This window comes from Alicyclobacillus kakegawensis NBRC 103104, from assembly GCF_001552655.1.
GTDB classification, from domain to species: Bacteria; Bacillota; Bacilli; order Alicyclobacillales; family Alicyclobacillaceae; genus Alicyclobacillus_G; species Alicyclobacillus_G kakegawensis.
Genome location: NZ_BCRP01000004.1, coordinates 68,300 through 80,680, shown reverse-complemented (window position 1 = coordinate 80,680; position 12,381 = coordinate 68,300). Strand labels below are relative to the sequence as shown.

The 12,381-nt window shown below is 63.4% G+C and carries 15 protein-coding genes; 13 read left to right on the top strand and 2 right to left on the bottom strand.

Going from position 1 to position 12,381, the window contains the following annotated elements; all coding sequences use genetic code 11:
- Nucleotides 1-26: 26 nt before the first annotated feature.
- On the bottom strand, nt 27-923 hold the full coding sequence (gene gnd / locus AK2_RS04425) for a phosphogluconate dehydrogenase (NAD(+)-dependent, decarboxylating) (RefSeq protein WP_067931812.1): 897 nt from the start codon (nt 921-923) through the stop codon (nt 27-29).
- Nucleotides 924-1,067: 144 nt separating this feature from the next.
- On the opposite strand from gnd, the gene AK2_RS04420 reads away from it, so the two are divergent.
- From AK2_RS04420 to AK2_RS04380, 9 genes are all read left to right on the top strand, one after another.
- Nucleotides 1,068-1,652 carry a mismatch-specific DNA-glycosylase gene (locus AK2_RS04420; protein ID WP_245632768.1) on the top strand — a complete coding sequence of 195 codons (585 nt, stop codon included), beginning with the start codon at nt 1,068-1,070 and terminating at the stop codon, nt 1,650-1,652.
- Nucleotides 1,653-1,662: 10 nt separating this feature from the next.
- Nucleotides 1,663-2,136 (top strand): HAD family hydrolase, encoded by a 474-nt coding sequence (locus AK2_RS04415; RefSeq protein WP_067931810.1) that lies wholly within the window; start codon nt 1,663-1,665, stop codon nt 2,134-2,136.
- 91 nt (nt 2,137-2,227) lie between these two features.
- Nucleotides 2,228-3,367 (top strand): tRNA 2-thiouridine(34) synthase MnmA, encoded by a 1,140-nt coding sequence (gene mnmA, locus AK2_RS04410; RefSeq protein ID WP_067931809.1) that lies wholly within the window; start codon nt 2,228-2,230, stop codon nt 3,365-3,367.
- Nucleotides 3,368-3,532: 165 nt separating this feature from the next.
- Nucleotides 3,533-3,952: a GntR family transcriptional regulator gene (locus AK2_RS04405; RefSeq protein ID WP_067931807.1), complete on the top strand. Its 420-nt coding sequence runs from the start codon at nt 3,533-3,535 to the stop codon at nt 3,950-3,952.
- Entirely contained in the window at nt 3,927-4,625 is a 699-nt protein-coding gene (locus AK2_RS04400; protein ID WP_067931805.1) for an ABC transporter ATP-binding protein, read from the top strand. The genes AK2_RS04405 and AK2_RS04400 overlap by 26 nt, the downstream gene beginning before the upstream one ends.
- A 10-nt stretch (nt 4,626-4,635) precedes the next feature.
- On the top strand, nt 4,636-5,382 hold the full coding sequence (locus AK2_RS04395; RefSeq protein ID WP_067931803.1) for an ABC transporter permease: 747 nt from the start codon (nt 4,636-4,638) through the stop codon (nt 5,380-5,382).
- A 25-nt stretch (nt 5,383-5,407) separates the two neighbouring features.
- Entirely contained in the window at nt 5,408-6,355 is a 948-nt protein-coding gene (locus tag AK2_RS04390) for an ABC transporter ATP-binding protein (RefSeq protein WP_245632767.1), read from the top strand.
- Nucleotides 6,356-6,388: 33 nt separating this feature from the next.
- Nucleotides 6,389-7,138 carry an ABC transporter permease gene (locus AK2_RS04385; protein WP_067931801.1) on the top strand — a complete coding sequence of 250 codons (750 nt, stop codon included), beginning with the start codon at nt 6,389-6,391 and terminating at the stop codon, nt 7,136-7,138.
- A 141-nt stretch (nt 7,139-7,279) separates the two neighbouring features.
- Nucleotides 7,280-8,107: an ABC transporter ATP-binding protein gene (locus AK2_RS04380; protein WP_067931799.1), complete on the top strand. Its 828-nt coding sequence runs from the start codon at nt 7,280-7,282 to the stop codon at nt 8,105-8,107.
- Between the two features lie 25 nt (nt 8,108-8,132).
- On the opposite strand, the gene AK2_RS04375 is transcribed toward AK2_RS04380, so the two are convergent.
- The gene (locus AK2_RS04375) at nt 8,133-9,158 is read right to left on the bottom strand and encodes a ThiF family adenylyltransferase (protein ID WP_067931797.1); all 1,026 of its coding nucleotides are present in this window, start codon (nt 9,156-9,158) and stop codon (nt 8,133-8,135) included.
- A 268-nt stretch (nt 9,159-9,426) separates the two neighbouring features.
- On the opposite strand from AK2_RS04375, the gene AK2_RS04370 reads away from it, so the two are divergent.
- From AK2_RS04370 to AK2_RS04355, 4 genes are all read left to right on the top strand, one after another.
- Nucleotides 9,427-10,137 carry a thiamine phosphate synthase gene (locus AK2_RS04370; protein WP_067931795.1) on the top strand — a complete coding sequence of 237 codons (711 nt, stop codon included), beginning with the start codon at nt 9,427-9,429 and terminating at the stop codon, nt 10,135-10,137.
- Nucleotides 10,134-11,261: a glycine oxidase ThiO gene (gene thiO / locus AK2_RS04365; protein WP_067931793.1), complete on the top strand. Its 1,128-nt coding sequence runs from the start codon at nt 10,134-10,136 to the stop codon at nt 11,259-11,261. The genes AK2_RS04370 and thiO overlap by 4 nt, the downstream gene beginning before the upstream one ends.
- Before the next feature lie 4 nt (nt 11,262-11,265).
- Nucleotides 11,266-11,466 carry a sulfur carrier protein ThiS gene (gene thiS, locus AK2_RS04360; RefSeq protein WP_067931791.1) on the top strand — a complete coding sequence of 67 codons (201 nt, stop codon included), beginning with the start codon at nt 11,266-11,268 and terminating at the stop codon, nt 11,464-11,466.
- A 77-nt stretch (nt 11,467-11,543) separates the two neighbouring features.
- Nucleotides 11,544-12,335 carry a thiazole synthase gene (locus tag AK2_RS04355; protein ID WP_067931789.1) on the top strand — a complete coding sequence of 264 codons (792 nt, stop codon included), beginning with the start codon at nt 11,544-11,546 and terminating at the stop codon, nt 12,333-12,335.
- Nucleotides 12,336-12,381: the final 46 nt, after the last annotated feature.

Here is a 12,381-nt window from a genome sequence, read left to right as displayed (position 1 = left end):
CCGCAGCGCCCGACCGACGCGTCCCATCAGTTCGCCTTTTCCACAGCGTGGCCGCCAAACTCGTTGCGCAGCGCGGCGACCACCTTGCCGGTGAAGGTGTCATCAGAGAGTGAACGGTAGCGCATCAACAGCGACAGCGCGATGACCGGCGCCGCCACCTGCAGGTCCAGCGCTTCCTCCACCGTCCATTTGCCCTCCCCGGAAGAGTGCATCACGCCCCGGATGGACGCCAGCTTCGGGTCCTTCTCGAAGGCGCTCTGCGTCAGCTCCATCAGCCAGCCGCGAATCACGGAGCCGTGCGACCAGACGCGCGCCAGTTCCGCGTAGTTGTATTCAAACGGGCCTTTTTCCAGCACCTCAAAGCCTTCCCCAATCGCGGCCATCATCCCGTACTCAATGCCGTTGTGCACCATCTTCGCGTAATGCCCGCTGCCCGCCCGGCCAGTGTACAGGTACCCCCCTGGCACCGCGGTATCGCGAAACAACGGTTCTATCGTGGCAAACACGTCGGGATCCCCGCCAATCATGTAGCAGGCCCCATGGCGCGCCCCCTCCATGCCGCCGGATGTGCCGACGTCGAAGAAGTGCATGCCTGCCCGTGAAAACTCTTCAGCCCGGCGCAGAGAATCCTTGTAATGGGAGTTTCCCGCCTCAATGACGATATCGCCGGATGCGAGTTGAGACTTCAGTTCGTCCAGGACGTCGTCGACAAACTGGTGCGGCACCATAATCCAAATGATGCGCGGGACCGGCAGTTTCGCCACCACTTCCTGCAGCGACGCGACCGTGTCACCGCCGGCCTCTCTCATCCGCTGCCTGGCTTCCGGCGAAACGTCGTACGCCACCACCTGGTGACCATGGTCCATCAGGTTCAAGCCTAAGTTATACCCCATCTTGCCGAGGCCCAACAGCCCCACTTTCATAGGTGAATGTCTCCTTTCTCCACTCCGGCTGGAATCTATTGTACCACTCCCCGTCCGGGCGCCAAACCCTCCATGCCGCTCCATTGACGGCCGCATCGGGATGGCCGACAATGAACAAGTGAAGAAATGGAAGGAGGGACGCCTGTGCCCATCACCGACCGGCTGGCGCCAGGTATGGTCGTCCTCTTCATCGGCTTCAATCCTTCGCTGACCTCCGCCGCGCGGGGATTCAACTATGCGGGACGCAACAACCGGTTTTACCGGGTGCTATACCTCTCTGGCCTGACCGCGCGCCAGTATCGGCCGGAGGAGAGCCCGTCGCTGCTGGACGACTACCAGTATGGCTTTACCAATATTGTGGCTCGTCCCAGCAAATGTGCGGCGGACATCAGCGCGCAGGAATTTGCGGAAGGCGGCCGCATACTGGCGGCAAAACTGCGCCAGTACCGCCCCGTCTTCGCCTGCTATGTCGGCAAAGGGGTCTATCAACAGTTTCTCCGCCAATTCCCGAGACGCCGCGGAGTGGCCGTTCCCTGGGGCTTTCAAGCGGATTCGCTGATACCCGGAGTATGCGACTTTGTCGCTCCATCAACCAGCGGTCTGGTCCGCATGCGCCTTTCCGAACAGACAGCCATCTACCGGGAATTAGCGCAGGCTGCCCAGCGCTGGCGCCAGCAAAGAGCCAGGCAGAGACCGGTCCACTTTGACGATCCGTCCCGCGTGCGGTAGAGTGAGGCCTATGAAGACTCTGGTGTTCGACCTGGAAGGCACGTTGGTGGATTCTACACGTTGGCCCAGACAGCACGCAGGCTCTGGACAGGGCGGCGCCAAGGACGCCAGCCGCCTTTTTCCAGAAGCCCGCGATGTGCTCATGACGCTCAAGCGGCGTGGCTACACGCTGACCGTTGCCAGCAACTGCAGCCAGGCGTATCTGGATGAGCTGCTCGACCAAGAAGGGCTGCGTCCCTTGTTTGCATATCCACTGTGTCTGGAAACGGTTCAGGGCCGCAGCAAGGCCGACACCTTGGCCGCCCACATCGCCCGTTTTGGCCGCGACCTGGTCATGATTGGCGACAGGCCGTCGGACATCCGCGCCGCAGCGGCACACAAACTGCCATCGGTGGGCTGCGCGTTCCATCTGTCCGCGGCCGACCTCAAAGGGGCCACGCACATCATTCACGCACTGCCCGAACTGCTGGACCTGTTTCCGTAATTTCGCGCCGGATACGGCACAACCGTCAGGGCCCGTCCGCATGTGAAGGATTGTGTGCCAACACTCGTGCAAACAGAAGGAAGGATGCGCCATGAAGCCAACACGCCGAACTCGCGTCGTTGTCGGCATGTCGGGCGGCGTGGACTCGTCTGTAGCCGCCTGGCTGCTGAAGCAACAAGGCTACGATGTGATTGGCGTCTTTATGAAAAACTGGGATGATGCAGACGATATCGGTGCCTGCACTGCCGCCGAGGACTTCGAGGACGTGCGGCGGGTCTGCCATCACATCGGCATTCCGTATTACAGCGTCAATTTTGAACGGGAATACATGGACAGGGTGTTCACCTACTTCCTGGAGGAACACCGGAAAGGGCGCACACCCAACCCGGATGTCCTGTGCAACCGCGAAATCAAGTTCAAGGAGTTGCTGTCCACGGCCATGCAGCTGGGCGCCGACTACTTGGCCACTGGGCATTATGCCCAGATTCGGCGCACCCCGGACGGCAGCCGGCTCGTACGCTCCGCGGATAAAAACAAAGACCAGACGTATTTTCTGTACATGGTCAATCACCAGGCCTTGGACAAGACCCTGTTCCCGATTGGCGGCCTGGAAAAGCCGCGGGTGCGCCGGATTGCCGAGGAGGCTGGGTTGGTGACCGCCCGCAAGAAGGACAGCACAGGCATCTGTTTCATCGGGGAGCGGAACTTCCGAACGTTTCTCAGCCATTATCTTCCGGCCCAGCCCGGTGAGATGCGCACCCTCTCCGGTCAGCGTATTGGCACGCATCAGGGATTGATGTACTACACCATCGGCCAGCGCAAGGGGCTCGGCATTGGCGGCCGCGGCAGCGGAGAGCCGTGGTTTGTCGTGGGCAAAGACGTAAAAAACAATGTCCTGTACGTCGAGCAGGGCCATGACCACCCCGCCTTGTTCAGCGAGGGCCTGTTGGCCAGTGACCTGCACTGGGTGGCGGGATATCCGCCGGCCGCGCGCTTTTCCTGTACCGCCAAGTTTCGCTACCGGCAAGATGACCAGCCCGTCCAGGTGGAACAGGTGAATGGGTCCACCTGGCGGGTGATGTTTGCCTCTCCCCAGCGCGCCATCACCCCCGGGCAATCGGTAGTCTTTTATGACGGGGATGTTTGCCTGGGCGGCGGCATCATCGACGAGGCGCTGCGCCACCCCAGTCTCGCCGCACGCGCCGAAGCCACAGCCGGCCTTCCATCCTGACCGATGCTTCCTGTCCCTCTCCCCGCCAGGCGCCGCAGATGCGGCGCCTTTCTTCATCCTGCGCGAGAGTATACACTCATCCCCTATTGACCCAAGTGTATTAAGTGATATAATACACTCCATCCACGCGGTGCACCTGGAGCGAAACGGATCGGAGGGACAAGAGTGGATGAACGGCAGGTTGGCTCATTGACGTTTCGCCTGGACCTCAGCCAGCCTTTGTACGAGCAGATCCTAAAGCAAATGAGAAGCGCGATTGCCAAGGGAGAGATCGCTTTGGGAGAAAAGATTCCTTCTGTACGAGAGATGGCGCATGCGCTGAAAGTCAATCCGAACACCGTCAGCCACGCCTACCAAGAGTTGGAACGCGACGGGTTGACCGAAACGCGGCGCGGCCAGGGCACTTTCATCACCACCTCGCGTGAGCGCGTTCAGCAGTTTCGCAGGGAACTGGCAGAGCGGCTCCTGGCTGACTTCGTCGCCCAGATGCAAAGCCTCGGCTACACCTGGGACGAGATTGAACGCTGTTTGCACACCAAGAAGAAGGAGGCGACTGTCCATGGGCGAAACGGCGGTGCTCTGTGAACAGGTCGAAAAACGGTATGGAGCCAATCGGGCGCTGGACGGACTCGACCTGACCATCCCGGCCGGGCGTGTGGTCGGAGTGCTCGGTCCGAACGGATCCGGCAAATCGACGCTGTTTCGCATGATCACCGGGTTGGTGCGGCCGGACGCGGGGCGGGTACGGGTGTTCGGTAAGGCACCGGGTTGGCGGACCAACCGCGACATCGCGTACCTGCCCGACCGGGCCCGTTGGTACTCGGACCATACGGTGCAGCAGGCGTTCCGCTGGGCGGAGACCTTCTTGCCCGGATTTTCCCGGGAGGAGGCGCTTCGGCTGGCCGAGTTCATGAAGCTGCCGCTGGATGGCCGGGTGCGCGACATGTCGCGCGGGCAGGAGGCGCGCGTGATGCTCATCCTCTGCATCGCTCGCCGCGTGCCGCTGATCATCCTGGATGAGCCGTTCACCGGCATCGACACCGTATCGCGGGAGAAAATCATCGACGCGCTGATAGACCGGGTCAGCGACGGCGAACGCACAGTGCTCATCAGCACGCACGAGCTGTACGAGGTGGAGGCGCTGTTTGATCTCGCCGTATTTCTTGAGTCCGGGCGCGTGATTCGTTCCGGAGACACGGACGAACTGCGCCGCCAATACGGGTCTATGCACTCTGCCATGCAGACCCTGTATCGATAGGAGGTTAACCATGCCTGCACAATCGACATTCTGGGCGCTCGTCCGACACGATTTCAAACACCGCAGGCGCCGCCGGACGCCCATCCCGCGAGCGTGGCGGCTTGCCTACGTGGCCGCCGTTGCGCTGGTCCTGTTAGCCGTGGCCACCTATGATGGACGTGGCGGTCATTACCGCCTGGGACCGGTGTGGTGGGTCGCGTTCGGACTGCCATTCACTAGCTTTGGCCTCGCCGTGAACACGATGGTGACTGAATGGAAAAACGGCACCGTCGGCTGGTGGCTGACCCTGCCCTACCCCCGGCTGCACCTGAGCGCGGCCAAATTTGTGGCGGCCGTCGTGCGCAGCGTCTTCATCTATGCCTTGACGTACATGGCGATGGCATTCTTTGGCCTGTACACCGCGCTCGTCAGCGGACATCTGGACCTTGGCTACACTGCCGGCTACCTGCTTACAGGGCTCAAAGTGATGGGGCTTTCCCTTACGGTGTGCCCATTCGTGGCTGCGTTTGGGGTTGTCTACGGCGCACTCGCCGAGTCGCGGGCCCGTCCGGCGATGCCGCTGACGTGGATTTTGTTCTCGGGCCTGTGGTGGTTGATTTTCAGCCAGGATGACCGTTACCTGCAGGTTCACTCGGATGGGGTACCGCATGTGTCGCTGTCGCCTACACTGTGCATCTCCATCGCCTGCAGCTGGGTGCTGGCGTACGGCCTGATACGCCTCGCCGCCTACCTGCTCGATGAGCAGCTGGCGATGTAGAAACGCAGGAATGGAGGAAAACTGTATGATGACTGCACCTGCCGGTTTAAACACGGATTGCGCGTTGAAGGTGGACCACCTGGGCAAGTCGTTCGGCCCGGCCACGGCGCTGGCCGATGTCAGCTTTGCCGTGCCGCGCGGCTGCTGTTTTGGACTGCTCGGCCCCAACGGGGCTGGCAAGTCCACGACCATGAAAATCGTCGCCGGTCTGCTGGAGCCGGATGTTGGCTCTGTGAACGTGCTGGGCCTGGACGCGACCCAAAACGGGCGATCCGTCCGTCGTCACGTGGGATACGTGCCGCAGGACATTGCCCTGTATCCAATGCTGTCGGTGCACGACAACCTGATGTTTTTTGGCGAAGTGTACGGGCTGCGCGGGGCGCGACTGTACGAGCGGATCGACGCGGTGCTGGCCAAGACCGGTCTCAGCGAACGCAGGAAAGACCTGGTGGAGAATCTGTCCGGCGGCATGAAGCGCCGCATCAACATCGCCGCGGCGCTCCTGCACGAACCCCAATTGCTCATCTTGGATGAGCCCACCGTGGGGGTGGACCCGCACTCTCGCAACCACATCTTTGAATTGGTGCGCGAGCTCGTGCAACAAGGGGCAACTGTCATTTATTCGACCCACTACATGGAGGAGGCGGAGACGTTGTGCGACGAAGTGGCCATCCTCGACCACGGACGCGTCGTCACCTCCGGTCCGCTCGTCCAGCTGTGGAATCAATATGGCGCCAAGGCGGTCTATGTGCAGATGGACGGGTTTGAACAGCTGCCGCCGTTCCCTCACCCCTGCCAGGTGTCGCGGCGAGAGCACGGGTGGTGGATAGAAACGGAGCATCGGCAACAAGTGATGGCCTTCCTGTTGCAGCAGGCCGAAGAACGGGGGCTGACCATTCACGCCTTGGAAATGGCGCGACCCTCATTGGAATCGGTGTTCCTCAAATTGACCGGGACACGGCTGCGCGACTAGCTGTCCCACCCAACCAAAAGGAGGCAAACGGATATGCGAAGCATCATCCGCAAAGAACTCAAGCTGCTGTTTAGGAGCCGTGGCAACCTGTTCTTCCTGGTCATTCTGCCCATGCTCTTCATCGCGTTATTCGGGTCCGTGTTCTCCGGGTCCGCGCCTGCCGGCGCTCAATCGGCCATGCTGGACCAAGTGGTTCCCGGTTATACCGTGATGTTTGTCTTTTTCATCATCCTCAGCATGATGCGGCGGTTCATGAGCGAAAAAGAATCGGGGATCCTGGCGCGGCTGATGAGCACGCCGCTGCAGCCGCTGACCTATCTGGTTGGCATGTGGGTGCCGGCCATCATCACCGTCTTGATCCAGTGCACGGTCCTGCTCGCCTTTGGCCATCTCGTCTACCACGTCCATCTGGGGAACCTGTTGGCCATGGCGGTCATCGTGCTGTGCTTGGCCATCTGCGGGACGGGCATCGGATTGGCCGTGTCCCTGCTGGCGCGTGGTGAGAACCACGGGCGCGGCATCACCATGCTCATCACCCTGGGCGGTGCGGCCCTCGGTGGCCTGTGGGTGCCCGAGTCCATGCTGCCCCACTTCGCCCGCGTGCTCAGTCACTTCACGCCTCAATACTGGGCGCAGCAAGGGTTCCAACAGGTGATGGCGCACGGCGGGCACACCGCCGACGTTGTTCAATCCTTGGCTGTGCTGCTGGCCTTTGGCGCCGCCGGACTGGTTGTGGCGCTGTGGCGGTTCCCCCGCTACCTGCGCGTGTCCATCAGCGGCTGAGGTTTCTCCCCGTCGCGGCCGGCCCGACTGCGGCCGTCGGATTGGCCACGACTTGTCACGCTCTCGAAAATTGCTAAAATAAATCCCATTCTTATGTCCATCGTTTTTCGGGACAGACCAACCAGCATCGGAGTGGAGAATATGAACATCCTGGAAATGCGCGGCGTGAGTTGGCGCCGGCAAGGGCATACCATCATACAGGACGTCGACTGGAACATCCGCGCCGGAGAACACTGGGCCGTCGTGGGGCGCAACGGATCAGGCAAGACCAGCCTGCTCAGCATGATAAACGGATACATCTGGCCTTCGCGCGGCGAAGTGGAGGTATTGGGACAGCGCTTGGGACGCGTCCCCGTGCAGGAACTGCGCCGGCAAATCGGTTGGGTCAGCCAGTCCATGGCCGAGCAAATCGCCCAATCGGCCTCGGCCGGCGACGCGGCTGTGCAGATTGTCATCAGCGGCAAGTACGCGTCGGTCGGGCTGTGGCAGAAATTCGACGCGGCGGATGCGGAGACGGCGATGGGGCTGCTGCGCCAGTTTCGCTGCGAGTCGCTGGCTGACAAGCCGTTCCAGGTGCTCAGCCAGGGCGAGAAGCAGCGCGTTCTCTTGGCGCGAGCCTGGATGGCCAAGCCCAGGCTGTTGATTCTGGATGAGCCGTGCACCGGACTGGATTTGCCGACGCGCGAGGAGCTGCTGGCCGCCATCGCCTGGCTCGGCGAGCAGCCCGACGGCCCGACGCTGGTGTACGTGACCCACCACACGGAAGAGATCTTGCCCTGCTTCTCCCATACCCTCCTGCTTCAGCAGGGCCGTGTCCTCGCCCAGGGGCCGAGCCGCGATGTTCTGTCTGCAGGCTTGCTCAGCGACGCGTTCGGGCTCCCCGTAGCGGTTACGTGGGAAAACGACCGCCCGTGGGTGCGGGTGCTGGCCCGCCCGAACACGGTCCCCGCGAACGCGCCCGCGCCCTGAGCGCACCCGGCTGGAGTCCCGCCCGCTACATGCCGATGTACTGGGCGTACAGGCGGCGGGCAACGGACACGTCCTCGACACCGTGGATGAGCGCCCGGCCGTCGGCGAACACGCTCAGCTGCACACTTCCCAGGTCGCAGCGCAGCAGGTGAGCGTTGTGGTGGACATGGCCGTGGGGGGACAGCCTATCCGCCAGACGGGACAGATTCAGGTTCTGGCCGGCGCCGCCCGGGCTCGGTTTCACCTGCACCGTCCGCCTGCCGCACAGAGACACCGCCAGCGACTCCTCGCGGGCGGCCAGGGAGTGAAACTCGCGCCGTCCGCAGCAGGGACAATCAGCTCTGGCGGCGGGAAAGGCGATAGCGCGAAACTCCCCCGCCCAGACATCCACATGCGTCAAGCTGTCGGTCAGCGCCTGGATGTTTCCGGTCAGGTACTTGAGCGCTTCTGCCACCTGCAGGGACGCGATCATGTTCACGACCGGGGCAATCACCCCCACCGTGTCGCAGGTGTCGTGTCCGCCCCCGCCCTCCGGCCCGAACAGGCAGACCAGGCACGGAGTGTGGCCGGGACGGAACATGGCCGTCGTCCCATAGGAAGCCACGGCACCCCCGTACACCCAGGGAATGCCGTGCTTGACCGAGACGTCGTTTATCAGGTACCGCACCTCGAAGTTATCAGTGCCATCGAGGATGAGATCAACGTCGCACAGCAGCCGCTCCGCGTTGCGCCACGTGAGGTCGGTGACCACCGGCTCGATGTCCACCTCGCTGTTGGCCCGCGCCAGTTTCTCCCGCGCCGCCAGCGCCTTCGCGGCGCCCAGCTCGGCGTCCTCCTCGTCATAGAGGGATTGGCGCTGCAAATTGGAGGCTTCCACCACGTCGCGGTCAATCAACCGCAGATACCCGACGCCGGCGCGCGTCAGCTGCGAAGCCAGCTGGGTTCCGAGTGCACCGAGCCCGACCACCGCCACTCTGGCGGCACGCAACCTCTCCTGGCCTTGTGGGCCGATGGGACGAAACAACACCTGCCTCGAATAGCGCGAATCCATCTGTCGCCACCCTCACAGTCATTGATTGACGCTATTGTACACAAATCCGTCCCCGTTTGCTGCCCGCTCCATTGTCTTGACGTCTGTCGCATGCCCATGATAGTCTGATAGAGCCAAGAGGCTTGACAGCGCCAAATACATAAACGCCCGGTTGCGTTTGTTGGGTACAGAGTGGAGACCCGCCGCCCCGTTCTTTGGGTGCGGCTTTTTTCGTTTGTCCCACTGACCGTGTGCGACCGAATCCAGATACGCAGAAAGGCGGGATGAGATGAAGGCTGTACTGCACGTGGTCAGCGACCGGCAGCGCTCCCGCCTGCCCTTGGCCGAGAGCCTGGTGGAGAGCGTGCGCGGCGGCGCCGACGTCATTCAATGGCGGGAGAAAAAAGCGCCGGCCGGACCCTCGTACGCGGACTGCCAATCCCTGTTGAGGGATCTCGCCGCAGCCCGGTTGTCGGCCGCTCTGCTCGTCAATGACCGCCTCGACGTGGCCATGGCCCTCGGTGCCGACGGAGTCCACCTGGCCGCAAAATCGCTGCCGGTCGCGGCTGTCCGCCGCGTTGTCAAGGAGAGCGGTTGGCCCGGCCTGATTGGCTGCTCAGTGCACAGCTATGCGGCGGCCATAGCGGCCGCCGAACAGGGGGCGGATTACATCACCTTTGGCCACGTGTTCGCCAGCGAGTCCCATCCTGGTGTCCCACCCCGCGGCCTGGCGGAGCTGCGGCGCATTGTGGAGAGCGTGTCGATCCCGGTGATTGCCATCGGCGGCATCGACAAAAGCAACGTCGACCTGGTCCTGGCCACAGGCTGCAGCGGCGTGGCTGTCATTGGCGCTGTCCTCGACCATCCTCATCCGGCGGAGGCGGCGGCCGAACTCAAACGCGCGATGGCTCGCTCACAGACGGAGCCCAAACACCCATTTCCACTGCCGCGACCGGACGTCCCGGTCGGCGGCGGCAACTTGGGAGGCGCACGGGGATGAACACGTACGACACGATTGTGATTGGCGGCGGCGCTATCGGGTCCAGCTGCGCGTGGCTGATTGGACAGAATGGTCAATCGGTGCTGCTGTTGGAACGGGGCCGTCTCGGAGGCGAAGCGTCGAGCGCCGCGGCCGGCATGCTGGGCGCACAGCTGGAAGTCAAAGCCCCAGGGTCGTTCTTTCAACTTTGCCTGGAAAGCCGCAGGCTCTATCCCAAATGGGCGGAGGCGCTGCTGGCCGAGACCGGGATCGACATCGAGCTGGTGCAAAGTGGCATCCTCCAGGTGGCCGCGGACGAGCAGGCCGCGGACCGCCTGCAGGCGCAGTTGACCTGGCAGCAGGAACACGGGGGCAGCGGCGAGTGGTGGCCGCGGGAACAACTCGCCGCGCAGGAGCCCCTGCTGGCCCCGGCCGCGGGCGCCTTGTACCTGCCGGAAGATGGCAATCTCTCTGCGCCGCGGTTGGCCCGGGCGGTCGGGGAGGCGGCCAGGCGCCGGGCGCAGGTGCGCGAAGGCGCGCAGGTGCTGAGGATAGACCCGGACGGATCTGGGGTACGCGTGACCACGCAGGAGGAGACCTTTCGGGCGCAACAGGTGGTAATCGCATCCGGGGCTTGGGCGCACGCGTTGTTGAGCAGCCTGCACGTCCCCTTTCCCATCCGGCCGGTCAAAGGGCAGCTTCTGGCAGTCCGTCCGCGCCGGGGCCGGCTGACGCACACGGTGCATACGGAATCGGTCTACCTGGTTCCCAAGCGCGACGGCACCATCGTCGTCGGGGCGACCGAGGAACACGGGGCCGGCTTCGACCGCGAGCTGACAGCGGGCGGCCTGGCCATTCTGCTGAACGGATTGGCGGAAGTGGCCCCCGGATTGAGCGACGCCGTGTTCGAGCGCGCCTGGACTGGGCTGCGGCCGGGATCGCCGACAGGAGAACCCATGATTGGGCGCCTGCCCCACCTACCGCAGGTGATTGTCGCCGTCGGCCACTTTCGCAATGGAGTGCTGCTCTCGCCCATCACCGCCCGCATCGTCGCGGCGCTGGCGACACACCAGCCGCTGCCGGAGCTGTGGCGGGCGTTTGCACCGGAATCGGTATTACCCCAGGAGCCTCAGAGCAGGAGGTGAGCGAATGCGACTGACCATCAACGGACAGACACGCGAACTCCCGGAGCCGCTGACAATCGCCGACCTGATTGCCCACCTCGACCTTGCCGGCGAGCGGATTGCCGTCGAGTGCAACGGTCGCATCCTCGACCGGGATCAATTCGCCAGCCACGCCTTGACCGAAGGCGACACGCTGGAAATCGTACGCTTTGTCGGCGGCGGTTGAGCCACACCCGACAGGCAACGGTCCGCGGCGGCGAGCCCGCGGCAAACCGAGGCGACACCTGACAAGGAGGCTACAACATGGACCAGCCACTGACGATTGCCGGGCGCAGCTTCCGCTCGCGCCTGATGATTGGGACCGGAAAATACCGCACGTTGGAGGAAATGCGCGCGGCGCTGTCGGCCTCCGGCGCCGAGATTGTCACCGTCGCGGTGCGCCGCGTCAACCTAGACCGGCGTGAAGAATCGCTGTTGGACTACATCGACCTGGATAACCACTTTCTGCTGCCCAACACGGCTGGCTGCCATACGGTTGACGAGGCGGTGCGAACCGCACGGCTGGCGCGGGCGGCTGGATTGTCGAACTGGGTGAAACTCGAGGTCATCCCTGACGACGGTACACTCCTGCCGGACCCGGTCGCTACCGTGGAGGCCGCCCAGCAATTGGTGAATGAAGGGTTTGTCGTGCTGCCCTACACGACCGATGACCACACGGTGGCCAGGCGCCTCGTCGAGATTGGATGCGCCGCTGTGATGCCGTTCGGATCGGCCATCGGCACAGGACAGGGACTGCCGAGCCCAGAGCGTATCGAGCGCATCATCGAAGCCGTCGCGGGACGCGTGCCGGTGGTCGTCGACGCGGGCATCGGCGCCCCGTCGGACGCAGCGCTGGCGATGGAACTCGGCGCGGATGCGGTGCTCGTCAACACGGCCATCGCCAAAGCGGGCAATCCGGTGGCCATGGCGCGTGCGATGGCCATGGCGGTGGAATCTGGGCGCATGGGCCGGTTGGCCGGAAGAATCCCAAAATCGGATACGGCCTCGCCGAGCAGCCCGACGAGCGGGCTCATCGGCCAGGCCGCGGCGCCTTGACCCCGGTTCTTCAAGTGAAGCCTGCGAGGGACAGTAGGCCGTAGGC

Coding starts and splice junctions, on each gene's coding strand:
- mnmA (WP_067931809.1), top strand. CDS start 2,228: ATGAAGCCAACACGCCGAACTCGCGTCGTTGTCGGCATGTCGGGCGGC.
- AK2_RS04355 (WP_067931789.1), top strand. CDS start 11,544: ATGGACCAGCCACTGACGATTGCCGGGCGCAGCTTCCGCTCGCGCCTG.
- AK2_RS04380 (WP_067931799.1), top strand. CDS start 7,280: ATGAACATCCTGGAAATGCGCGGCGTGAGTTGGCGCCGGCAAGGGCAT.
- AK2_RS04395 (WP_067931803.1), top strand. CDS start 4,636: ATGCCTGCACAATCGACATTCTGGGCGCTCGTCCGACACGATTTCAAA.
- AK2_RS04390 (WP_245632767.1), top strand. CDS start 5,408: ATGATGACTGCACCTGCCGGTTTAAACACGGATTGCGCGTTGAAGGTG.
- AK2_RS04385 (WP_067931801.1), top strand. CDS start 6,389: ATGCGAAGCATCATCCGCAAAGAACTCAAGCTGCTGTTTAGGAGCCGT.
- AK2_RS04375 (WP_067931797.1), bottom strand. CDS start 9,158: ATGGATTCGCGCTATTCGAGGCAGGTGTTGTTTCGTCCCATCGGCCCA.
- AK2_RS04415 (WP_067931810.1), top strand. CDS start 1,663: ATGAAGACTCTGGTGTTCGACCTGGAAGGCACGTTGGTGGATTCTACA.
- thiS (WP_067931791.1), top strand. CDS start 11,266: ATGCGACTGACCATCAACGGACAGACACGCGAACTCCCGGAGCCGCTG.
- thiO (WP_067931793.1), top strand. CDS start 10,134: ATGAACACGTACGACACGATTGTGATTGGCGGCGGCGCTATCGGGTCC.
- gnd (WP_067931812.1), bottom strand. CDS start 923: ATGAAAGTGGGGCTGTTGGGCCTCGGCAAGATGGGGTATAACTTAGGC.
- AK2_RS04400 (WP_067931805.1), top strand. CDS start 3,927: ATGGGCGAAACGGCGGTGCTCTGTGAACAGGTCGAAAAACGGTATGGA.
- AK2_RS04370 (WP_067931795.1), top strand. CDS start 9,427: ATGAAGGCTGTACTGCACGTGGTCAGCGACCGGCAGCGCTCCCGCCTG.